This window comes from Geodermatophilus tzadiensis, from assembly GCF_003002915.1.
Classification (GTDB): domain Bacteria; phylum Actinomycetota; class Actinomycetes; order Mycobacteriales; family Geodermatophilaceae; genus Geodermatophilus; species Geodermatophilus tzadiensis.
The window spans coordinates 301,280-322,673 of sequence record NZ_PVTG01000002.1; the positions used below are offsets into that span (position 1 = coordinate 301,280).

The window sequence follows — 21,394 nt, forward strand, 5'->3', positions numbered from 1 at the left end:
CGGTCACGGGGCCGGGACGACGCCGGGTGCCGGGTCGGCGGGTGCGGCCGACCGGTCGCCGGCGCGCAGGCCGAGCGACACCCCCGCCACCAGCAGCAGCGCGCCGGCCACGGCGAGGAAGCCCGCGCCGGTGCCCGCCGCCTCGGCCAGCCGGGCCAGGCCGAGCGTGCCGCCGAGCGCGCCGACCTGGAGGGCCAGCGAGGACGCCGACAGCACCGTGGCCCGCTGCCCGGCGCCCACCCGCCCGTGCAGCACCGCCTTCCACAGCGGCCAGGACGCGGCGTTGGCGGTGTAGAAGACGGCGAACAGGCAGCCCAGCGCCAGCGGTCCACCCAGCGGGACGGCGGCGACGGCCAGCGCGCCGAACACCGCGAGCACCGCGCTCCCCGCCGCCGCCGAGCCACGGGCCGCCCGGCGCGCGGCCGGTGCGAGCAGGGCGCCGACCCCCGCCGCGGCGAAGGACGCCGCCATCACCACGCCGAAGACCGCCGACCCCTCCGTCAGGCTGCCGGTCAGCTCGGCGGCGTGCAGCGGACCGAGCAGCTCCAGCGTGCTCAGCACCGTCCCCACCAGGGCGGAGACGGCCAGCACCCGCCGCAGCAGGCGGTCGCGGGCCACCAGCCGGGTCGTGTCGCGGACGACGGCCGGCACCGCGCGCAGGCCGGCGCGCAGCGCGGCGGCCCCCGACCCCTGCCGGGGGCGGAGCGGGACGACGAGCAGCCCCACCGCGACGACCGACACCACCGACAGCGCCGCGGCCAGCAGGATCGGCAGCACGAGGACCGCGTCGCCGGAGCCGTCGGCCAGCAGCGGCAGCAGGCCGCCGAGCACCGCGCCCAGGCACAGGCCCGCGCCGTCGGCCGCGCCGGCCCGGGACAGCCCCGGGGCCACGTCGGCGTCCGGGTCGGCGGCGCGGACGGCGTCGACGTACCAGGCCTCCAGCGGCCCCGAGCTCAGCGCCCGGCCGACGGCCCGCAGCGCCTCGGCCAGCGCGAAGGCGGCCACGTCGTCGGCGACGGTGACCGCCAGCAGCCCGGCCGTGGACAGCAGCCCGGACAGGACCAGGACCGGCCGGGTGCCCAGCGCGTCGGCCAGCCCGCCGGTGGGCAGTTCGAGCACCAGGACCACCGTCGAGTAGACGGCGAAGACGACGCCGACGTCGGCCGGCGACAGGCCGCGCGAGGTGGCCAGCAGCACGGTCACCGGGGCGCTCAGGCCCACCGGCAGCCAGTGCAGCGCGGTGAGCCCGACGAAGCGGCGGGTGACGGAGCGGACCCCGGTCACGACGCGTGCCCGGGCAGTCGGAAGACGTCGACCAGCACCTGCACCAGCGGCTGGCCGGGCTCCTCGCGCTCGGCCCGCCACCGCGCCACCACGGCGTTGAGCTCGTCGACCAGCTCACCGGCCGCGGCGGGGGAGAGGTGCAGCGCCCAGTCGTTGAGCGAGGTCGCGTCCCGCCAGGCCTCGTCCAGCTGCTCGCGCTGCTCGGCGTGCGCCGCCAGCACCCGGCGCTGGGTGGCCAGGAGCTGGGAGGTCATCTCCTCGACGACCTCGCGCCCCCCGGGCCGGGCCACCACCTCCTCGGTGGACCAGCGGGTGCTGCGGTGCCGCGCCCGCCACCACCGCTCACGCCCGGTGCCCTCCCCGGGGACCTCCTCGACCAGGCCGGAGTCGGCCAGCCGGCGCAGGTGGTAGCTGGTGCTGCCGCTGCTCTCGCCCGTCCGCTGCCCGAGCCGGGAGGCGGTCGAGGGTCCCTCGGCGCGGAGCAGGCCGAGCAGGGCGGCGCGCAGGGGGTGGGCGACCGCGCGCAGCACGCGCGGGTCGCTGACGTCGACCGCCTCGACGGGCGGGATCTCCTCGGGCACGCCCCGGACCATAAACATGCAAAGGGATCTTTGCAAAGGACCCTTTGCACTACGGGGCGTCGAGAGCCTCCCCGCGCCGCTCGGGCAGCGCCCAGGAGCCGGCGGCCGCGACGACGAAGGCCGCCGCGAACACCCCGAACACCAGCCCGCTCCCGCCGGCGACCAGCAGTGGCGGCACGCACAGCGGCGCGGCGATCGAGGCGATCCGGCCGAAGCCGGCGGCCGCGCCGGCCCCCGTCCCGCGCAGCGCAGTCGGGTAGACCTCCGGCGTCACCGCGTACACCGCACCCCAGGCGCCGAGGTTGGAGAAGGACAGCACCATCCCGGTCACCAGGACGGCGGTGTCGCCGGCGGCCAGCGCGAACAGCGCGGCGCCGACCGCGGAGCCGGCCAGGAACACCACCAGGGTCGGCCGCCGTCCCCACCGCTCGACCAGCACGGCGGCCGCGGCGTACCCCGGCAGCTGCGCCAGCGTGATGAGCAGCGTGTAGCCGAAGGACTTCACGAGGTCGAACCCGGCGGCCACCAGCAGCGTGGGCAGCCAGATGAAGGCGCCGTAGTAGGCGAAGTTGATGCCGAACCAGACCGTCCACAGCGCCGCCGTCCGCCCGCGGGTGCCCGGCGCCCACAGGCCGCCGCGGGGCGCGGCGGGCGCCTGCGGGAGGGCCGCCGCCGGCTGCGGGGCCACCCCGGCGGCCGCCTCGAAGCGGCGCACCGCGGCCTCGGCCTCGCCGTCGCGGCCGCGCAGCTCGAGGAAGCGCACCGACTCCGGCAGTCCGCGGCGCACCACCACCGCGTACAGCGCCGGGACGGCGCCCAGGGCCAGCGCCCACCGCCAGCCGGCGTCGCCCCGCGGGACGACGAGGTAGCCGATCAGCGCCGCGAGCAGCCAGCCCACCGCCCAGAATGCCTCCAGTGCCACCACCACCCGCCCGCGCAGCCGGGAAGGCGCGTACTCGCTGACCAGCGTCGAGGCCACCGGCAGCTCGGCACCCAGGCCCAGGCCGATGAGCAGGCGGAACACCAGCAGCGAGGCCACCGACCACGAGAGCGCGGCGGCGCCGGTGGCCACCCCGAAGACGAGCAGGGTGAGCGCGAAGACCTGCCGCCGGCCGACGCGGTCGGCCAGCAGCCCGCCGAGGGTGGCACCCAGCGCCATCCCGACGAAGCCGATCGAGCCGATCCAGGACAGCTCGGTGGGCGTCAGCGACCACTGCACGGCGAGCGCGGCCATCACGAAGGAGATGAGGCCGACGTCCATCGCGTCCAGCGCCCAGCCCACGCCGGACCCGACGACGAGCCGCCCGTGCTCGCGGGTGAACGGCAGCCGGTCGAGCCGCTGGGCCCGGGTCAGCGTGGGGGTCGCCGCATCGGTGCTCACGGCGGCAGGCGGTACCCGGGACGGTGCGGGTCAGCCGCCGGAGTCCTCGCCGTCGGTGGCGTCCTCGACCTCCTGCTCGGCCTCGTCGACCCCCTCCTCGACGGTCTGCTCCACGTCGTCGTCCACGACGTCGGAGCCGCAGGCGGCGGTGAACGGCGCGGCGGCGAGCACGAGGCCGACGGCGGCCAGGCGGAAGCGGCGGCGGGGGGTGGCGGAGGTGGTCACGTCTGCTCCCGGGGCTCGGAGGGCGGGCGCGCACAGTGCCCCGCGCGGGCGCGGACCATGCACGGCGGCCCGGGACCGCACCCGGGCCTCAGTCCGCGGGACGACGGGGCGCGGGCACCGGGTCGGTGAAGTCGTACACGCTGCTGACCGCGGTCTCGGGCCGGGCGCGGATGCCCAGCCGCTCCAGCCCCGGCAGCACCCGGTCCTGCTGGTAGGCGGTGAACTGCTCCTCGCTGTCCCAGACGTCGGTGGTCCGCAGGGTGCCGTCGGTGAAGGAGGCCACGTGCACCCGCATCCCGGCGGGGACGTCACGGTCCCACCCCACGGCCTCGCGCAGGTCGTCGTACTGGCCGGCGGTGACCTCGCCCCACTGCTGGACCACCAGCGCGTAGGTGAGCGCCGCGGCGGTGGGCAGGGGCAGCGGCTCGGGCGAGGGCGGCCCGGCGAGCACCGGGGTGGCCAGCAGCGCCTCGGCCGCGAGCGCGCGGGCGGGGACGGGGACGACGGCGGGCGCGGCGGGGACCGCGGCAGGCTCCGGACGGCGGCGGCGCCACCACCGGGGAGCGGTCCCGTCCCGCCGGGCGGCGGCGCGGGCGGTGCGGGCGAACGCACGGTCCCGGCGGCCGGCGGCGGCCTCGTGCAGGAGGCACTCGTGGCGGTTCCGCATCGACTCGGCGATGAGCGCTGACTCGGTCATGGCGTCTCCAGGAGCCGTCCGTGGCTCGGGCGGGGCGGTGCCGGCGCGCCCTGGGCGCCGCCGAGGCCTCCGGGTGTGTCGTGTGGTGCGCAACACATCCTGGCGACGGCGACCGTGCCGCCCCAGGGTCGTCGGACCCTGACCGCGGTCGCCCTCCCCGGCGCTACCGTCGCCGCGTGACCGGGGCGCTCGCGGTGGTGGAGGCGTGGCTGGCCGCCGTCGACCGGGCCGACGTCGACGCGGTGACGGTGCTCAGCGCGCCCGACCTGGAGGTGGCCGGTCCCCGGGGCAGCGTGCGCGGCCGCGAGGTGCTCGGGCCGTGGCTGGCGCGGGCCGGCCTCACCACCCGCCCGCTGCGCTGGTTCTGCGGTGCCGGCGGTGCCGTCGTCGTCGAGCAGGACGCCACCTGGACCGACCCGGACACCGGCGCCGAGCGCGGCCGGGCCGTCGTCGCCTCCCGGTTCACCGTCGCCGGCGGTGTGGTCACCGCCGTCGAGCGGCACGACGCGGGCCTGCCCGCCGCCCTGGCCGCCGCCGGGCTCGGCCCGGCCGACGAGGTCACCGCGCGGGGCGCCTGACCTCAGCCGCGTCCCAGGCGCGCGGCCACGACCTCCTCCGGCAGGACGGCCTGCCCGGTCGTCCCGCGGCCGAGCAGCCGGCCGGCGGCGTCGACGGCGGTGAGCGCGCAGGTCAGCCGCCCGTCGCGCACCGACGTGCAGCGCGCGGTCACCGGGACGCGGTCGCCCACCCAGGCCGGCGCCAGGTGCTCGACGGAGACCGCCGTCCCGATGCCGGCCTCGCCCGGCTCGAGGTGGCCGAGCAGCAGCTTGCGGCCGGCCTCCTCGAAGTGCTTGGCCATCGCGTAGGTGGCGTACACCGGGTGCACGCGGCCGAGCTCGTCGAAGTCGACGGTCATCGCCTCGGTGACCACGACGTCGAGGACGGCGGTCTCGCCGTCGGCGATCGGGGTCACGCGTCGAAGTCGACGGTGACCGCGTCCGACAGCGGCAGGGTCTGGCAGGTGAGCACGTAGCCCGCCTCGACCTCCTCGGCCTCCAGCGCGTAGTTGCGGCGCATCTCGACCTCGCCGTCGGTCACCCGGGCGCGGCAGGTGCCGCAGACGCCGCCCTTGCAGGCGAAGGGCAGGTCGGAGCGGACCCGCTGGGCGGAGTCGAGCACCGGCTCGTCGCGGGGGAGGGCCAGGGTGGTCGACCGCCCGTCGAGGACGACGGTCACCTGGCTGCTGGGGCCCTCGACGGTCTGGTCGTCGCCGCGGACCGGCTGCGGGGGGACGTCGTCGACGTAGAACAGCTCCTGGTGGACCCGCTCCGGCGGGACGCCCAGCTCGGCGAGCAGCGCGCGGGCGTCGCTCACCATCCCGTGCGGGCCGCACAGCCACCAGTGGTCGACGTGCTCGGCGTCGACGAAGGCGCCGACCAGGGTGCGCAGCCGGTCGCCGTCGAGCCGGCCGGTGGTCACCTCGGCGTCGCGCGGCTCGCGGGAGAGCACGTGCACCAGCTGCAGGCGGGTGCCGTAGGCGTCCTTCAGGTCGGCCAGCTCGTCGGCGAACATGACCGTGTTGGTGCGCCGGTTGCCGTAGAAGACGGTGACGGTCGACTCGCCGTCGCGCAGCACGGTGCCGGCCAGGCTGAGCGCCGGCGTGATGCCCGACCCCGCGACGACGAAGACGTGCCGGGACCTCGACGGCGGCCAGGGACAGCCGCGGGTCGGCGGCCACCCGGGCCGCGGCGGCCGGCAGGTCGCCGGCCGCCGCGATCAGCGAGACGCCGAACGGGTCCCCGCCGGCCGGGTCGCCCAGGTGCGCCGCCAGCTCGTCGAGCCGGACGGCGGGGACCACGAACGGCCCCACCAGGTCGCCGAGCCGGGCCCGCAGCTCCCGGTGCGCCGGGACGGCGGCCGCCATGAGCGCGTCGCCGGGCGGGAACAGTGCCGCGTCGTCGAACAGGCCGGTGAACAGGTCCCTCATGCCGAGGGACCCCGGCCCGACCAGGTCCAGGCGTACCTCCCGTCGTCGACGGCGAGGCCCCCCTCGCCGAAATCGAGCGGCCGGAAGGTGTCGACCATGACGGCGAGCTCGTCGAAGTACTCGATGCCCAGAGAACGCTCGACGGCGCCCGGCTGCGGGCCGTGGCTGTGCCCGCCGGGGTGCACGGAGATCGAGCCCCTGCCGATGCCCGAGCCCTTGCGGGCCTCGTAGTCGCCGTCGACGTAGAACATGATCTCGTCGCTGTCGACGTTGGAGTGGTAGTAGGGCACCGGCACCGCCAGCGGGTGGTAGTCGACCTTCCGCGGGACGAAGTTGCAGATCACGAAGTTGGCGCCCTCGAAGACCTGGTGCACCGGTGGCGGCTGGTGCACCCGGCCGGTGATCGGCTCGTAGTCGGCGATGTTGAACGCGTAGGGATAGAGGTGCCCGTCCCAGCCGACGACGTCGAAGGGGTGCTCAGGTGTCACGTGCACGGTGCCGGCCAGCCCGCCGGGACCGGCGCCGCGGTGCTTGACGTAGACCTCGACGTCGGTGCCCTCGGCCAGCAGCGGCTCGGCCGGGCCGCGCAGGTCCCGCTCGCAGTACGGCGCGTGCTCGAGGAACTGGCCGTACCTGGACAGGTACCGCTTCGGCGGGGCGATGTGCGAGTTCGCCTCGATCGCGTAGGTGCGCAGCGGCTCCTCGCCGGTCGGGATCCAGCGGTGCGTGGTGGTCCGCGGGATGACCACGTAGTCACCCCGGCCGACCTGCAGCGCACCGAAGACGGTCTCCACCGTGGCCGCGCCCCGCTCCACGTAGACGCACTCGTCGCCGGTGGCGTTGCGGTAGTACGGGCTCGGCAGCGAGGAGACGGCGTAGGAGATGCGCACGTCGCCGTTGCCGAGCACCAGCCGGCGGCCGGTCACCGCGTCGACGGCCTTGTGCTCCTCGCCGGGGAACAGGTCGTGCAGCTTGAGGTGCCGGGGCACCAGCGGTGCGTTGGGCGTCAGGCTCTGGTCGGACAGCTCCCAGGGGCGGGCGTCCACGATCGCCGACGGGATGCCGCGGTGGTAGAGCAGCGACGAGTCGGAGGAGAAGCCCTCCTCACCGACCAGCTCCTCGGAGTAGAGGCTGCCGTCGGGACGCCGGAACTGGGTGTGCCGCTTGGGCGGGACCTCGCCCACCTGCCGGTAGAACGCCATGGGGAGTGCCTCCTTCGGTCAGACGGTCGCCAGGCCCTCGTGCAGGCTCCCACCGCGGGCCTGCGAGCGGTGGGGGGCACGAGGGTCCTCCTGGGGGCGGGCGAGCAGCCGGGCCACCGCGGGGGCGACGTCGGCGGCGCGGGTCAGGACGGCGGCGACGTGGGCGTCGGGGCGGAGCACCCAGGCCTCGCCGGGGCGGGCGCCCAGGGCCTCGTGGAGCAGGCCGGTGCCGTCGAGGTCGGTCATGCGGTGCACGGACACGGGCAGCCCGTCGGAGGCAGGCAGCTCGGGGACCGGGGCGTCGTCGCCGACCAGGACGGTGACGCCCTCGCGGGCCAGCTGCCGCAGCCGGACGACGTCGGGTCGGCCGGCGACGGTCACCGGACAGTCGGGTACGAGCACGCCGGGTGCGGGCACCGGGACGTCGCCGCGGGGCGGGCGGCCCGGGAACGGGCGTCCCGGGTCAGGGGTGGTCAGCGGCGAGTCGACGTACCAGAACGGCTCGGCCAGCCGGCCGGAGTCGACCTGGCCGCGGGCCGCGAGGTCGGTGGCCGCCCGCTCGAGGACGTCGAGCCGGTGGCGCGCCTCCTCCTCGGTGCGGGGCACCAGGAAGCGCATCGTCGCGGTGGTGACGTCGACGTTCTCCTGCGCCGCGGCGTGCCGCTCGGCGTGGTAGCTCTCCAGCAGCTCCTCGGGCGCCCAGCCGTGCCGGACGAAGGCGATCTTCCACGCGGCGTTCTCGGCGTCCAGGACGCCGGAGTTCAGGCCGCGGGCGCCGAAGGGGGAGACCAGGTGCGCGGCGTCCCCGGCGACCAGCACCCGCCCCACCCGCATGCGGTCGACCAGCCGGGAGTGGAAGCGGTAGACCGACTTCCACACGATCTCGTAGGGCCGGTCGCCGACGACCTGGCGGATCCGCCGGTCCAGCCCGCCCGAGGACTCCTCGGCGGCCAGGTCGAAGTCCGGCGGCACCTGCCAGTCGATGCGGAAGGTGGAGTCCGGGCAGGGGTGGATGAGCACCTGCCGGCCGGGGTTCCACCCCGGGTCGAAGTAGAAGCGCCGCTCGGACTCCCAGCCGGGCAGGTCGGTGCGGACGTCGCAGATGAGGAAGTGGTCCTCGAAGGACTCCCCGGGGAAGGAGAGCCCGAGCATCGAGCGGAGGGCGTCGCTGCGGGGGCCGGGGCAGGCGACGGCGTGCGTGCCGGTCACCCGCACCTCGCCGTCGGTCGTCTCGCAGGTGACGGTGACGCCGTCGCCGTCCTGCTCGAGGGCGGTGACCCGGTGCCCCCAGCGGACGTCGACGAGCGGCGAGGCGGCGATCCGCTCGTCGAGCAGGGCCTCGGTCTCGCACTGGGAGATGTTCACGAAGGGCGGGAAGGGGGACCGGCCGCGGTCGGCGAAGGTGAAGCTGAACACCTCGTGGTCGCGGTGGAAGGTCCGGGCGGTGGTCCAGGTGACGCCGCGGCGGGCCACTTCGGCGCCGACGCCGACGGAGTCCCAGACGTCGAGGACGTCGCGCTGCTGGCAGATGGCCTTGCTGCCGATCGGGTCGCGCCCAGGCCGCGCGTCGAGGACGACGACGGGCAGTCCCCAGCGGGCCAGCAGCAGGGCGGCGGTCTGGCCGACCGGGCCGGCGCCCAGGACGAGCACCGGCGGACCGGGGAGGGGAGCGGTCATCGGAGCGGTCCCGTCGGGTCAGCCCTGCAGCTGGTCCCACACGGCGCGGTCGCGCTCGGCGGTCCAGATGTCGGGGCGCTCAGTGCCGGAGAACTCGTCCCACAGCCGGGAGACGTCGAAGGGCAGGCAGTGCTCGAAGATCGGCCACGCGCCGTACTGCGGGGCCAGTGCCGCGTGGGTGGCGTCGAAGGCCTGCTTGAGGGTGCCGCCGGCCCGGTGCACGTCGCCGACGGTGCGCTGCATGGTGAGCAGGAAGTCGCGGGTCTGCTCGACCGCGGCGTCGACCTCGTCGCGGCCGCGAGCGATCTTCCCGCGACCGCCGACCAGCTGCTGGGCGCCGAGCGCCTTGACCCGGTCGAGGGTGCCGGCGGCCCAGTCGAAGTGGAACGCGTCGCCGGTGTAGAGCGCGGCCTGGGACTCGACCAGGTCGCCGGCGAAGAGGACCTCCTGCTTGGGCAGCCAGGCGACGATGTCGCCCTCGGTGTGGCCGCGGCCGAGGAACTCCAGCACCAGCTCGCCACGGTCCCCGCCGAGCTCGATGGTCAGCCGGTCGCGGAAGGTCATCGTGGGCCAGGTGAGGCCGGGGATGGACTCGGGCTCCTCGAACAGCCGGGGCATCCGGCCGTACTCGCTCTCCCAGTCCTGCTGGCCGCGCTCCTCGATGAGGCGCTTCGTCTGCTCGGAGCTGACGATCACCTCCGCGTCGAACGCGCTGGCGCCCAGCACGCGGACGGCGTGGTAGTGGGACAGCACCAGGTAGCGCACCGGCTTGTCGGTGTGCTCGCGCAGCCTGGTCAGCCAGCGGCGGGCGGCGACCGGGGTGGCCAGGGCCTCGAAGCAGACGAGGAAGTCCTCGCCCTCGATCGCGCCGAGGTTGGGGTCGCCCGCGGCGGTCAGGGCGTACACGCCGTCGGCGAGCACCTCGAGGGTCTGCTCCTTGACGCCGAGGTCGGCGGAGGAGGCGAAGGGCTTGGCGGCCATGACCGGCTCCCGATCCGTATATCGAACGACCCGTTCACTTACTGACCGAACGGTACGGCGGTGTGGTGGCCGGCACAACCCTCTCCGGACGACGGGCGACCGGTGAGGAGCGCCGTCGGCGCGGAGCGGCTACCGGAGGGCCGCGGTCACCGCCGCGGCCGCCTCGACGACCGACCGCCCGATGCGGTCGGTGTCCGCCGTCTCGTCGACGTAGACGACCGCGAGCGCGGCGCGGGCCCCGCCGTCGGGTCCGAGGACCGGCGCGGCGATCGACCGCAGGCCGGGGATCACCTCGCCGTGCGAGGCGGCCCAGCCGACCCGGCGGGCCTCCTGCAGCTCGGGGCGGTCCTCCGGCGCGGGCGGATCGGGCATGAGCAGGGCCAGCCCCGGCCCGCCGCGGTCGACCGGGTGGCGCGTGCCGGGCCGGTAGGACACGTGCGCGGCCGTGTCGTGCGGCTCCACGCTCGCCACGGTCACGGCCTCGTCCCCGGCGCGGACGACGAGGAAGGCCGTCATCCCGAGCTCGGCCGCGAGCGCGTCCAGCCGGGGGAGCGCCGCGGCCTGCAGGTCGGTGCGCACGCCCCGGGCCAGCGCGGCCATGCCCAGGCCCAGGCGGTAGCGGCCGGCGCCGTCGCGCTCGACGAGCTGGTGGTCCTCCAGCGTGCGCAGCAGGCGGTAGGCGATCGAGCGGTGCAGGCCGACGGCGGCGGCGACCTCCGCGACGGGCTGGGGGGCGGCCAGGGTCGCCAGGTGCTCGAGGATGCGGAGCCCGCGGTCGAGGGTCTGCGACTGGGGCGCGCTCGCGCCGTCGTCGGCCACCCGTGCCTCCTCGCGTCCGGTGTCCCCAGCCTAGGTGGCCGTCCGGACGTGCGCGGTGACCAGCTCGGCGGTGCGCTCGGCGGCCAGCTCGGGGATCCAGTGCGGCACGCCCTCGAGCACCTCGAGCCGGTAGGGCCCGTCCACGTGGTCGCGGCTGCGCTCGGTGGCGGTGCGGCCGAGGAAGGGGTCGCCGGTGCTCCACACGTGCAGGGTCGGCACGGTCACCCGGCCGACGGTGTCGCGGGCGGCCAGCGGGATGGCGCGGTACCAGGCCAGCGCGGCCGACAGCGCGCCCGGCTCCCGCATCCGGGCGACGTAGCGGTCGACGGCGTCCCCGGGGAGCCCGCCGTTCTCCAGCACGCCCCGCAGCGCCGCGCCGTCGCGGGCCGACAGCAGGCGCTCGGGCAGCACGGGCAGCTGGAACAGCGCCATGTAGGACGACCGCAGCCCCTGGTCGCTGGTGAGCACCGCGCGGGCCACCGCGGCCGGGTGCGGGGTCGACAGCGCGGTCAGCGTGCGCAGCCGCTCGGGGTGCCAGGCCCCCAGCGCCCAGGCGACGGCGCCGCCCCAGTCGTGCCCGACGACGTGCGCGCTGCCCAGCCCGGCGGCGTCGAGCAGGGCCAGGACGTCGGCGGCGGCCTCGCGCAGCCGGTAGGCCGACCGCCCGCGGGGCCGGGCGCCGGGGGAGTAGCCGCGCTGGTCGGGCGCGAGGGTGCGCAGCCCGGCGCCGTGCAGCACCGGGGCCATCCGGTCGAAGGCGGAGGAGTCCTGCGGGAAGCCGTGCAGCAGCACGACCGGCTCGCCGTCGGGAGGCCCGCCGTCCCGGACGTCGAAGACCAGGCCGTCGCGCTCGAACCGCTCCATCACCCTCCCGTGCCCGGACGGGCGCGTGCCCGAACACCGGGCGTCGGGGAGGATGGCGGCGTGACGGTGCCCGCCGCAGAGCTGATCGTGCTGGTCGACGACGACGGGACGCCGATCGGCACGATGCCCAAGCCGCTGGTGCACCACGGCGACACCCCGCTGCACCGCGCCTTCTCCGCCTACCTGTTCGCCGACGACGGCCGGCTGCTGGTCACCCGCCGCGCCGCGGACAAGCAGACCTTCCCCGGCATGTGGACCAACACCGTCTGCGGCCACCCGGGCCCCGGCGAGGACGACGCCGACGCGATCGCCCGCCGCGCCTCCTTCGAGCTCGGCGTCGACGTGGCCGACCTGCGCCCGGCGTTGCCCGGCTACCGCTACCGCGCCGAGTTCCGCGGCGTCGTGGAGAACGAGGTCTGCCCGGTGTACCTGGGCCGCTTCACCGGCACGCCCGCCCCCGACCCGACCGAGGTCGGCGAGTGGGAGCTGCTGGAGTGGGCCGACTTCCGCCGCCGGCAGGAGGCCGAGGAGCGCGACGCCTGGTCGCCCTGGTGCCGCGAGCAGGCCCGCCTCATCGAGCAGGCCGGCCTCCTCCCGTCGTCCTGACCGCCTGGGCGCGCGGGAGGCGGTAACCGGGGGGCCACGCACCGTGGTGGGCACGCGAGCCCCGTGGTGTCGCTGCGCGGGACCCGCCGACGAGCCGCCCTAGCTTGCCCGCGTGGACCGCCGGCGCTTCCTGCTCCTGCTCGCTGCCGGGCTGACGGGCGCCGCGGTGGGGCGCGGCGCGGCCGAGCTCGGCAGTCCCGGCACCGCGCTGGCGGCCGTCGAGCCGCTGCCGGCCGAGCCGGTGCCCACCGGGCCGCCCGGCGTGGTCGCCGTCCCCGCGCCCGCCGGCGTCGTCGACACGCTGCCCGGGCCGGCCCAGACCATCGCGCTGACCATCGACGACGGCATCGACGGCGAGGTCGTCGCCGCCCTCGTCACGCTCGCCGAGGAGACCGGCACCCGGCTGACCTTCTTCCCCAACGGCCGCTACTCGTCGTGGGAGGAGAACGCGCGGCGGCTGCGGCCGCTGATCGAGTCGGGACAGGTGGCCTTCGGCAACCACACCTTCTCCCACCCCGACCTCGTCACGGTGCCCGACGCCGTCGTCGCCGAGGAGCTGGTGCGCAACCGCGACTTCATGCGCCGCACGCTGGGGGTGGAGTCCACGCCGTTCTGGCGGCCGCCGTTCGGCTCGCACGACGAGCGCACCGACCGGATCGCCGCCGACGTCGGCCACCCCACCACGGTGCTGTGGAACGGCACCTTCGACGACGGCCGGGTGGTGAGCGCCGCCGACCTCGTGGCGGCCGCGCACCAGTGGTTCGCGGCCCAGACGATCGTCGTCGGGCACGCCAACCAGCCGCCGCTGGCCACCGTCCTCGACCAGCTCGTCGAGCTCATCGAGACCCGGCAGCTGCAGACGGTGACCCTGGCCGACGTCTGGTCCTCCCCGGCCTGACCGGTCGCGGACCGGGTGGTCCGACCTGCGCGCGCGGGCGGTCTCGGCGAAGGTGGGGGCACGGAACGTGATCACGGCCCCGGGACGGGCCGACGGACGGAGGTACGGGTGGCAGGGGAGCTCAAGGGCCGCGTGGCGCTGGTCACCGGCGGGGCCAGCGGGCTCGGCCGGGCGACGTGCGTGTCGCTGGCCGAGGCGGGAGCGCACGTCGTCGTCGCCGACATCGACACCGACGGCAGCGCGCGGACCCGCGACCTGGTCACCGACGCGGGCGGCAGCGCCGACGTCGTGGTCCTCGACGTCACCGACGACGCCGCCCGCCGCGCGGTCGTCGCCCGGCTCTTCGACCAGCACGGCGACGTCTTCGACGTGCTGGTCAACGTGGCCGGCATCGACCGCCCGGGCTACGTCACCGACATCGACCTCGACGACTACCGCCGGGTCATGGCGGTGAACTGCGAGGGGCCGATCTTCCTGACCAGCGAGTTCCTGAAGCGGGTGCAGCACCTGCCCGAGGGCCGCAGCGCCGACGTCGTGCACGTCGTGTCCCTGTCGGCGATCACCTCCGGCAGCGGCGCCATCGCCTACAACGGCTCCAAGGCCGGCTTCCTCAACGCCACCCGCTGCATCCAGCGCGAGCTGCGGGAGAAGGCCGTGACGCAGGAGGACGGCACCGAGCGGCCCTTCCCGGCGCGGGTCATGAGCATCATCCCGGCGGCCATGGACACCCCGATGATGGAGCAGTGGGGCATCCCCGGGCACCTGATGATGCCGCCCTCGGCCGTGGCCGACGCGGTGCGCACGCTGATCACGATGCACCCGGCGGCGTACGTGCCGGAGATGCAGATCGTGCCGCGCCTCGAGCCGAACTTCCCCCGGTGAGCCGGCCGTGACCGACCCCGACCTGCCCGACAGCGGCATGGCCTCCGGCTCCGACGCCGGCCAGCCGGGCGAGCACCTCGGCAGCGGCGACCTGCGGCCCGACGAGGAGCGCCTGCTCGGCGAGCTGACGCGCGGGGCCGACGACGCCGCGCCCGAGGCCGGCGACGCGGAGCTGCGGGCCGCCGAGGACGAGGCGCCGCTGCCCGCCGACGGCGGACCCCAGGACGACGGCCTCGCGGCGGAGTTCAGCGACCCGCAGTGAGACCGGCGCCGGCCCCGTCCCCGGGGCCGGCGCTCAGCGGTGCGGGAGCGGGCGGACGGCGACCAGCGCGACGTCGTCCTCGGCGCCGTCGGGCACCAGCCGCGCGAGCAGCGCGTCGCACACCTGCTCCACCGGCCGGTCGCGCAGCTCCGCCAGCGCCTGCCCGAGCAGCTCGACGCCGTCGTCGAAGCCGGAGTCGCGGCGCTCGACCAGGCCGTCGGTGTAGAGCAGCACCGTGGAGCCCGGGCGCAGGTCGACCACCTGGTCGGTGCGCACCGCCCGCGGGTCCACGCCGAGCAGCAGCCCCGGGCGCGGCGCGGTGAGCGCCTCGGCCGCGCCGTCGGGACCGACCACGAGCGGCGGCAGGTGCCCGGCGCTGGCCCACCGCAGCCGCGCCGTGCCGTCGGGGGACCCGGCGGCGTCGTGCTCCAGCCGGCCGACGACCACCGTGGCCATGGCGCCCAGGCCCAGCCCGTCGATGGCGGCGTCGAGGCGGGCCAGCACGGTCGCCGGGCTGCCGGGGCTGTCGTAGGCGATGCCGCGCAGCAGGCCGCGCAGCTGCGCCATGCAGGCGGCCGCCGCGGTGTCGTGCCCGACGACGTCGCCGATGACCAGCACCGTGGAACCGTCGGGCTGGACGAAGACGTCGTACCAGTCGCCGCCCACCTGGGCCTCGCGGGTGGCCGGCACGTAGCGCACGCCGACGTCGAGGTGGTCGGCCGAGGGCGGCTCGGTCAGCAGGCTGCGCTGCAGCGTCTCGGCGGCCCGCACGATGCTGCGCGAGCGGGCGTAGAGCGCCTCCACCAGGTGGTTGCGCAGCTGCCCGACCTCGGACCGCTCCTGCGGCGTCCACGGCTGCGACCGCTCGCGGACGGTCTCCCGCCAGCGGTCGAAGCTCTTGCGGGGGCTCAGCCGGACCGAGTCGCCCTCCCGCTCGGCGATGGCCTTGTTGTGCGGGTCGCCGCCCCAGTCCACCGAGTGCACCGCCTCGCGGCGGTGCCAGAGCACGTACTGGCCCTCGGCCAGGGGGAGCACCAGCACGCCGCAGGCCACCTCGGGCGGCACCCGCAGCTCCGGGGCGTCGCGCGGCAGCGAGTCGGTGGCCACGACGTCCTCGCCCCGGGCCGCCGCCCAGGCCACGAGCCGGTCGACCAGCGCGGGGTCCAGCCGCTGGCCCAGGGTGCCGCCGTCGCCCTGCAGGCAGAGGGTGACGCCGTCGGCGGGCAGCACGTCGAGCAGGCTGGGGCTGCCGAGCAGCGTCTCGGCCAGCGGGCGGTCCTCGTCGAGGGTGGCGGCGGTCAGCCAGGCGAGCGTCGAGCGCACCTGCAGCGCGCGGTGCACCTCGTCCTCCGCGGTGCGGTCGACCAGGCGCAGCGACAGCGTGGAGCCGAGGAACTCCGCGGCCGCGCGGGTGGCGTAGGGCGGCTGGTGCGGGCCGGCGTAGTGGTGGCAGGCGATGAGCCCCCACAGCCGGTCGCCCTGCAGCAGCGAGATCGACATAGACGCGCGCACGCCCATGTTGTGCAGGTACTCGACGTGCACCGGCGAGACGCTGCGCAGGGTGGAGTAGGTGAGGTCCAGCGGGCGGCCGGTGACCGGGTGGGCGGTCGGGTGGATCGGGCTCGGGACGTAGTCGACGTCGGAGATCAGCCGGATCCAGTTCTTCTCGTACAGCGCCCGGGCCTGCGCCGGGATGTCCGAGGCCGGGTAGTGCAGGCCGAGGAAGGAGTTGAGCCCCGCGGCCCGCGCCTCGGCGACGACCTCGCCGTTGTAGTCGGCGTCGTAGCGGTAGACCATCACGCGGTCGAAGCCGGTGAGGTCGCGCACCGCCTGCGCGGTGGTGTCGTAGAGCTCCTGCAGCGTCGAGGCGCGGTTGAGCGCGCCGACCGTCCCGCGCACCGCCTGGTAGGTGTTGGGGAAGGAGAACGGCCGCGGGCCGCGGGCGGGCTCGAGCTCCACCACGAGGTTGGTCTGCGGCGGGTCGGTCCCGGTGGGCTGGCCGTGCTCGTCCCGGGCGCCGCCGAGCACCGCGCGGTGCAGGATCGCGTCGACCGGCACCGGGTCGCCCCCGACGTCGAGGGTGAGCTCCACCGGGTTGCGCTCGCGCAGGTCGCCGAAGGCGCTCGCCGAGCGGACGACGGCCCCGGCCGGGGCCACCCCGATCACCTCGGCCAGCGGGCGGCCCAGCGCGTCGGACCAGGCGACGCCGGTGAGCCCGGCCAGGTTCTCCGACACCTGGACGACCACCAGGTCGGGCTCGCTCACGGCCAGCAGCACGCCGCGCGGCTGGATGCTGCCCGGGACGTGGATCGGCTCGCGGGCGCAGTTGTCCAGGTCGACCGGGGTGTCCGGCGTCAGCCACGCGACGTCCCGGTCGACGTCGGGGTCGACGTCGGTCACGCGGGAGCCCCCGAGGTCTGCGCGGCCAGCCGGCACCAGTCGGCGAGGACGGCGAAGGTGGCCCGGGCCGCGGCGACCACCCGGCCGGCGTCGCCGTCGGCGGCCACGTGCTCGCGGGTGACCCGGCGGAAGGTGTGCCACATCGCGCCGGTGTCGGCGCCGTAGGGGCTGAAGCAGCGCAGCCGCGGGCCGCCGGCCAGTCCGGGCAGCGTGGCGAGGTGGCGGTCGATGACCGTCCCGCCCAGCGTGGAGCCCTCCAGCACGTACAGCCGGCCCAGCGCCTCGTCGGTGTCGCGGACCTCGGGCAGCTCGGGACGCTCGGGAGCGCCCTCCGGGTCGGCGCCGAGCGCGCGCAGGTCGGCGGCGTAGAGCCCGGCACGGCGGCGACGGTCCCACTGCAGCGCGACGGCGTCGCCGGGACGGCGGCGCGCCCAGGCGTCCAGGCCGGCCTCGGCCACCAGCCAGAAGGCGTGCAGCCGCCCCAGCGCGCCGACCAGGCGGTCCCGGTCGAGGTGCGGGTCCATCAGGTCGAGGGTGGTCTCGACCCGGTCGTGCTCCTCGGCGGTGGCCGTGCGCAGGTCCCGGAGGACGTCGCCGGCACCGCCCGCGTCACGAGGCAACGCCTCTCCTCCCGCAGCCATCAGCACCGTCGAGGGTAGGTCACCCCCGGGACGGCGTCGCGCGCGAGCGGTACTCACCCGTTCCGCCTCGCCCGGGGGAGCCGGGCGCGCGCGGGAGGCGGGCGCGGCGCAGCGAGGCGTGCACGAGCAGGCGGGTGTCGCCGTCGGCGAGGTCCAGGCCGGTCAGGGCGGTGATCCGGCCGAGCCGGTAGTACAGCGTCTGCCGGTGGATGCCCAGCGCCGCCGACGTGCGGGCCACGCTGCCGGCCGCGTCGAGGTAGGCCTCCGCGGTGGCGGCGAGCGCCGGCTCGGCCAGCAGCGGCGCCACCGCGGGGTCGGGCGCGGGCAGCGCGGCGGCGGTCCGCCAGCCGCCGAGCTCGGCCCACTGGGCGACCGGCGCCAGCCGGGGCACCAGCGCGGCGACGGCGGCCGCCACCCGGGCCTCGGCCCAGCGTGCCGGCAGGCCGGCGGCGTCGGGGCCGGCCGCGGACACCCCGGCACTGGTGCCGGCGGGCAGCCGGGCGAGCGCCGCCGACGCGGCGGCCGCGGCCGGGCGCAGGTCGGCCGGGGAGGCCAGCCGCACCAGGACGGCGACCTCGCCCCCGGGCAGCACCGCGGCGCCGGCCGGCGGGCGCCACCCGGCGGGCGGACCGGGGCGCGGGCGCAGCGCGAGCAGCGCCACGGGGCCCGGGCGCGCGGCCAGCGCGGCGACCGCCCGCTCGCGGTCGGCGCCGGTCCCGGTCAGGACGGCGGCCAGCGCGGCGCCGGGGTCGTCGTCGGCCTCCCGCTCGGCGAGCAGCCGGCCGGCGCGGGCGGCCAGGGCGACGGCCGCGGCCAGCGCCGGGTCGCTCGCGTCGTCGGGGTCGGTGCGGCCGCCGTCGAGCAGCCACAGGTAGCCCAGCAGCCGGCCGTCGGCGCGCACCGGCAGCAGCAGCCGGGTGAGCACGCCGGCCGCGGGGTCGGCGGGAGTGCGCACCGGCCCCTGCGCGCGGGCGATGCCGAGGTCCTCGAACCAGCGCCGGGTGTCCGGCGTCGAGCCGCGGCCGAGGATCGAGCGGGCGCGGACGGCGTCCATCGCGCCGCCGCCGTCGTCGTCGTCGGTGGGGTGGGCGCAGAAGGCGACCAGGGTGAAGTCGACGTCCTCCAGCGTCGCCGGGGCCTGCAGCAGCCGGGCGGCCTCGTCGACCACGTCCTGCAGGTCGGAGCGCACCTGGACGAGTGTATGAAACGGCTTCCGACAGCTGTCCCTGGCCGGTGACGCGGCGCGGTCCTAGCGTCGGTGTCCCCCGAGGACGGAGGTGGCACGTGCTCTCGCAGAAGGCCCTGCTCCTGGGCGCCGCCCGCCGACCCGCGCTGCGTCGCGTGCTGGTCGGCACCCCGCTCACCCGCCAGGTCGTCGACCGCTTCGTCGCCGGCGAGACGCTGCCCGAGGCGCTCGACGTCGTCCGCCGGCTCACCGGGGAGGGCCTCGCGGTGACCCTCGACCACCTCGGCGAGGACGTCACCGACCGCGCCGAGGCCCAGCGCTCCCGCGACGCCTACCTGGCCGCCCTCGACGGGCTGGCCCCGCTGGGCCTGGGCCGGCGCGCCGAGGTGTCGGTGAAGCTGTCGGCCTTCGGCCAGGCGCTGCCCGGCGGCTCCGACGTGGCGCTGGAGCTGGTCCGGCCGGTGGTCGAGGCCGCCGCCGCCATCGGCACCACGGTCACCCTCGACATGGAGGACTCCTCCACCGTCGACTCCACCCTGGGCGTGCTCGCCGAGCTGCGCCGCGACCACCCGGAGACCGGCGCGGTGCTGCAGGCCGCACTGCACCGCACCGAGGACGACGCCCGCGCGCTGGCGACGGCCGGGTCGCGGGTGCGGCTGGTCAAGGGCGCCTACGACGAGCCGCCGTCGGTCGCCTTCCAGGGCAGGGACGACGTCGACGCCGCCTACGCCCGCTGTCTCGGCGTGCTCATGCGCGGGCCGGGGTACCCCATGGTCGGCAGTCACGACCCGCGGCTGGTCTCGGTGGCCCAGCGCCTCGCGGCCGAGTACGGGCGGACGCCGGACTCCTGGGAGGTCCAGATGCTCTACGGCATCCGCCCCGACGAGCAGCGCCGGCTGACCGCCGAGGGCGTGTGCGTGCGCGCCTACGTCCCCTACGGCGCCGACTGGTACGGCTACTTCGTCCGCCGGCTCGCCGAGCGCCCCGCGAACCTGCGCTTCTTCCTGCGCTCCCTCGTCACCACGTCCTGATCCGGAGGCCCCCGTGGACGCCGTCACCAACGTCCCCCCGCCGACCAACGAGCCGGTGCACGACTACGCGCCGGGCTCGCCGGAGCGCGCGGCCCTGCAGCAGCGGCTGACCGAGCTGGCCGCCGAGCCGCTCGAGCTGACCATGACCATCGGCGACAAGCAGCGGATGGGCAGCGGCGAGCGCTTCGACGTCGTCCAGCCGCACCGGCACGCCGCCGTCCTCGGCACCGCCGCGCACGCCACGCACGCCGACGCCGAGGAGGCCGTGGCCGCCGCCAAGGCCGCCGCGCCGGCGTGGCGGGAGCTGTCCTTCGACGACCGCGCCGCGGTCTTCCTCAAGGCCGCCGACCTGCTGGCCGGGCCGTGGCGGCAGACGCTCAACGCCGCGACCGTGCTCGGGCAGTCCAAGACGGCCCACCAGGCCGAGATCGACTCGGCGTGCGAGCTGGTCGACTTCTGGCGCTGGAACGTGCACTTCGCCCGCGAGATCGTCTCCGCCCAGCCGGTGTCCTCGCCGGGCGTGTGGAACCGCAGCGACCACCGGCCGCTGGAGGGGTTCGTCTACGCGGTCACGCCGTTCAACTTCACCGCGATCGCCGGCAACCTGCCGACCGCGCCGGCGCTCATGGGCAACACCGTCGTCTGGAAGCCCGCCCCCACCCAGCAGTTCGCCGCGCACTTCCTGATGCGGCTGCTCGAGGCCGCCGGCCTGCCGCCCGGTGTGGTCAACATGCTGCCCGGCGACGGCATCCCGGTCTCCGAGGTGGTGCTCGCCGACCGCGACCTCGCCGGCATCCACTTCACCGGGTCGACCGCGGTCTTCCAGCACCTGTGGCGGACGGTGGGAGAGAACATCGCGAACTACCGCGGCTACCCGCGGATCGTCGGCGAGACCGGCGGCAAGGACTTCGTCGTCGCCCACCCCTCGGCCGACGTCGACGTGCTGCGCACCGCGCTGGTCCGCGGCGCGTTCGAGTACCAGGGGCAGAAGTGCTCGGCGGCCTCGCGCGCCTACGTGCCGCGGTCGGTGTGGGCGCGGCTGCGCGACGACCTGGTCGCGACCACCGAGTCGCTGTCGATGGGCGACGTCACCGACTTCTCGAACTTCATGGGCGCGGTGATCGACCGGAAGTCCTTCTCCAGGCTGTCCGGCGTTCTCGACCGGGTGGACGACGACCCGGCGCTGTCGATCGTCGCCGGCGGCCAGAAGGACGACTCCGAGGGCTTCTTCGTCCGGCCGACGGTCATCGAGGGCACCGATCCCGGGCACGAGGTGTTCACCACCGAGTACTTCGGGCCGATCCTCGCGGTGCACGTCTACGACGACGCCGACTACGACACCGTGCTCACCCAGATGGAGTCGGCGGCGCCGTACGCGCTGACCGGCGCGGTCATCGCCCAGGACAGGGCGGCGATCGCGCACGCCCAGCAGAAGCTGCGCTTCGCGGCGGGCAACTTCTACGTCAACGACAAGCCCACCGGGGCCGTCGTCGGCCAGCAGCCCTTCGGCGGCGGGCGCGCGTCGGGCACCAACGACAAGGCCGGTGCGGCGCAGAACCTGCAGCGCTGGACGTCGACCCGCTCGATCAAGGAGACCTTCGTCCCGCCGACCGACCACACCTACCCGCACATGGGCTGAGCCGCCCGCGGCGACCGCCCGCAGGGAGCCGGCGGCGCAGCGTCACGGCGTGCGCGACGGGGACCCGGCCGGGCGGGTCCCGGGCCCCCGGGGGCCGGGAAGCGGTTGACGCGGGCGGGGCCGGTGGGGACGGTCCCGTCCGCACGGACGG

The 21,394-nt window shown here is 76.3% G+C and carries 22 protein-coding genes and 1 pseudogene; 7 read left to right on the forward strand and 16 right to left on the reverse strand.

Annotated elements, in window-relative coordinates; all coding sequences use genetic code 11:
• Window positions 1-3 precede the first annotated feature (3 nt).
• The 5 genes from LY71_RS04540 to LY71_RS04555 all read right to left on the reverse strand — a co-directional run bounded on the left by LY71_RS04540 (window position 4) and on the right by LY71_RS04555 (window position 4,168).
• On the reverse strand, window positions 4-1,284 hold the full coding sequence (locus LY71_RS04540) for an MFS transporter (RefSeq protein WP_170121212.1): 1,281 nt from the start codon (window positions 1,282-1,284) through the stop codon (window positions 4-6).
• Entirely contained in the window at window positions 1,281-1,865 is a 585-nt protein-coding gene (locus LY71_RS04545; protein WP_170121213.1) for a winged helix-turn-helix domain-containing protein, read from the reverse strand. Before LY71_RS04545 ends, LY71_RS04540 begins: the two co-directional genes overlap by 4 nt.
• 49 nt (window positions 1,866-1,914) lie before the next feature.
• Window positions 1,915-3,246: an MFS transporter gene (locus LY71_RS04550; RefSeq protein ID WP_106275758.1), complete on the reverse strand. Its 1,332-nt coding sequence runs from the start codon at window positions 3,244-3,246 to the stop codon at window positions 1,915-1,917.
• A 30-nt stretch (window positions 3,247-3,276) separates the two neighbouring features.
• On the reverse strand, window positions 3,277-3,471 hold the full coding sequence (locus LY71_RS23320; RefSeq protein ID WP_170121214.1) for a hypothetical protein: 195 nt from the start codon (window positions 3,469-3,471) through the stop codon (window positions 3,277-3,279).
• A gap of 88 nt (window positions 3,472-3,559) precedes the next feature.
• Window positions 3,560-4,168, reverse strand: coding sequence for a hypothetical protein (locus LY71_RS04555; protein WP_106275759.1), 609 nt, complete (start codon window positions 4,166-4,168; stop codon window positions 3,560-3,562).
• 176 nt (window positions 4,169-4,344) lie between these two features.
• On the opposite strand from LY71_RS04555, the gene LY71_RS04560 reads away from it, so the two are divergent.
• Window positions 4,345-4,746, forward strand: a complete 402-nt coding sequence (locus LY71_RS04560) for a nuclear transport factor 2 family protein (protein WP_106275760.1) — start codon at window positions 4,345-4,347, stop codon at window positions 4,744-4,746.
• A gap of 2 nt (window positions 4,747-4,748) precedes the next feature.
• Here the strand turns inward: LY71_RS04560 and LY71_RS04565 are convergent, their stop codons facing one another.
• The 8 genes and pseudogenes from LY71_RS04565 to LY71_RS04600 form a co-directional block, all read right to left on the reverse strand.
• Entirely contained in the window at window positions 4,749-5,141 is a 393-nt protein-coding gene (locus tag LY71_RS04565) for a thioesterase family protein (RefSeq protein ID WP_211297138.1), read from the reverse strand.
• Window positions 5,138-5,545 carry a 2Fe-2S iron-sulfur cluster-binding protein gene (locus LY71_RS24385; RefSeq protein ID WP_281261584.1) on the reverse strand — a complete coding sequence of 136 codons (408 nt, stop codon included), beginning with the start codon at window positions 5,543-5,545 and terminating at the stop codon, window positions 5,138-5,140. The genes LY71_RS04565 and LY71_RS24385 overlap by 4 nt, the downstream gene beginning before the upstream one ends.
• Window positions 5,540-5,842: pseudogene (locus tag LY71_RS24390) on the reverse strand (ferredoxin reductase domain-containing protein); the annotation flags it as partial. The gene LY71_RS24385 and the pseudogene LY71_RS24390, both read right to left, overlap by 6 nt.
• A 309-nt stretch (window positions 5,843-6,151) precedes the next feature.
• A complete protein-coding gene (locus LY71_RS04580) occupies window positions 6,152-7,357 on the reverse strand; it encodes a homogentisate 1,2-dioxygenase (RefSeq protein ID WP_106275762.1) in 1,206 nt (401 codons plus the stop codon).
• Between the two features lie 18 nt (window positions 7,358-7,375).
• The gene (locus LY71_RS04585; RefSeq protein ID WP_106275763.1) at window positions 7,376-9,034 is read right to left on the reverse strand and encodes an FAD-dependent monooxygenase; all 1,659 of its coding nucleotides are present in this window, start codon (window positions 9,032-9,034) and stop codon (window positions 7,376-7,378) included.
• An 18-nt stretch (window positions 9,035-9,052) separates the two neighbouring features.
• A complete protein-coding gene (locus tag LY71_RS04590; protein ID WP_106275764.1) occupies window positions 9,053-10,015 on the reverse strand; it encodes an MBL fold metallo-hydrolase in 963 nt (320 codons plus the stop codon).
• A 129-nt stretch (window positions 10,016-10,144) separates the two neighbouring features.
• The gene (locus tag LY71_RS04595; protein WP_106275765.1) at window positions 10,145-10,834 is read right to left on the reverse strand and encodes an IclR family transcriptional regulator; all 690 of its coding nucleotides are present in this window, start codon (window positions 10,832-10,834) and stop codon (window positions 10,145-10,147) included.
• 30 nt (window positions 10,835-10,864) lie between these two features.
• Window positions 10,865-11,698, reverse strand: coding sequence for an alpha/beta fold hydrolase (locus LY71_RS04600; protein WP_106275766.1), 834 nt, complete (start codon window positions 11,696-11,698; stop codon window positions 10,865-10,867).
• Between the two features lie 60 nt (window positions 11,699-11,758).
• Here LY71_RS04600 and idi point away from each other — a divergent pair, with 60 nt between their 5' ends.
• The 4 genes from idi to LY71_RS04620 all read left to right on the forward strand — a co-directional run bounded on the left by idi (window position 11,759) and on the right by LY71_RS04620 (window position 14,346).
• On the forward strand, window positions 11,759-12,304 hold the full coding sequence (gene idi / locus LY71_RS04605) for an isopentenyl-diphosphate Delta-isomerase (RefSeq protein ID WP_106275767.1): 546 nt from the start codon (window positions 11,759-11,761) through the stop codon (window positions 12,302-12,304).
• Window positions 12,305-12,416: 112 nt separating this feature from the next.
• Window positions 12,417-13,202, forward strand: coding sequence for a polysaccharide deacetylase family protein (locus LY71_RS04610; RefSeq protein ID WP_106275768.1), 786 nt, complete (start codon window positions 12,417-12,419; stop codon window positions 13,200-13,202).
• A gap of 108 nt (window positions 13,203-13,310) precedes the next feature.
• A complete protein-coding gene (locus tag LY71_RS04615; RefSeq protein WP_106275769.1) occupies window positions 13,311-14,084 on the forward strand; it encodes an SDR family NAD(P)-dependent oxidoreductase in 774 nt (257 codons plus the stop codon).
• Between the two features lie 7 nt (window positions 14,085-14,091).
• Window positions 14,092-14,346, forward strand: a complete 255-nt coding sequence (locus LY71_RS04620; RefSeq protein ID WP_245887659.1) for a hypothetical protein — start codon at window positions 14,092-14,094, stop codon at window positions 14,344-14,346.
• Window positions 14,347-14,379: 33 nt separating this feature from the next.
• On the opposite strand, the gene LY71_RS04625 is transcribed toward LY71_RS04620, so the two are convergent.
• The 3 genes from LY71_RS04625 to LY71_RS04635 are packed head-to-tail and all read right to left on the reverse strand — an operon-like array spanning window position 14,380 to window position 18,576.
• Window positions 14,380-16,746: a SpoIIE family protein phosphatase gene (locus LY71_RS04625; protein ID WP_106275770.1), complete on the reverse strand. Its 2,367-nt coding sequence runs from the start codon at window positions 16,744-16,746 to the stop codon at window positions 14,380-14,382.
• Window positions 16,743-17,366 (reverse strand): biliverdin-producing heme oxygenase, encoded by a 624-nt coding sequence (locus LY71_RS04630; protein ID WP_245887660.1) that lies wholly within the window; start codon window positions 17,364-17,366, stop codon window positions 16,743-16,745. The genes LY71_RS04625 and LY71_RS04630 overlap by 4 nt, the downstream gene beginning before the upstream one ends.
• 40 nt (window positions 17,367-17,406) lie before the next feature.
• Window positions 17,407-18,576, reverse strand: a complete 1,170-nt coding sequence (locus tag LY71_RS04635; RefSeq protein WP_106275771.1) for a helix-turn-helix domain-containing protein — start codon at window positions 18,574-18,576, stop codon at window positions 17,407-17,409.
• 95 nt (window positions 18,577-18,671) lie between these two features.
• Between LY71_RS04635 and LY71_RS04640 the strand changes: the two genes are divergently transcribed.
• Window positions 18,672-19,604, forward strand: a complete 933-nt coding sequence (locus tag LY71_RS04640; protein WP_106275772.1) for a proline dehydrogenase family protein — start codon at window positions 18,672-18,674, stop codon at window positions 19,602-19,604.
• A 13-nt stretch (window positions 19,605-19,617) separates the two neighbouring features.
• A complete protein-coding gene (gene pruA, locus LY71_RS04645; RefSeq protein WP_106275773.1) occupies window positions 19,618-21,243 on the forward strand; it encodes an L-glutamate gamma-semialdehyde dehydrogenase in 1,626 nt (541 codons plus the stop codon).
• Window positions 21,244-21,394: the final 151 nt, after the last annotated feature.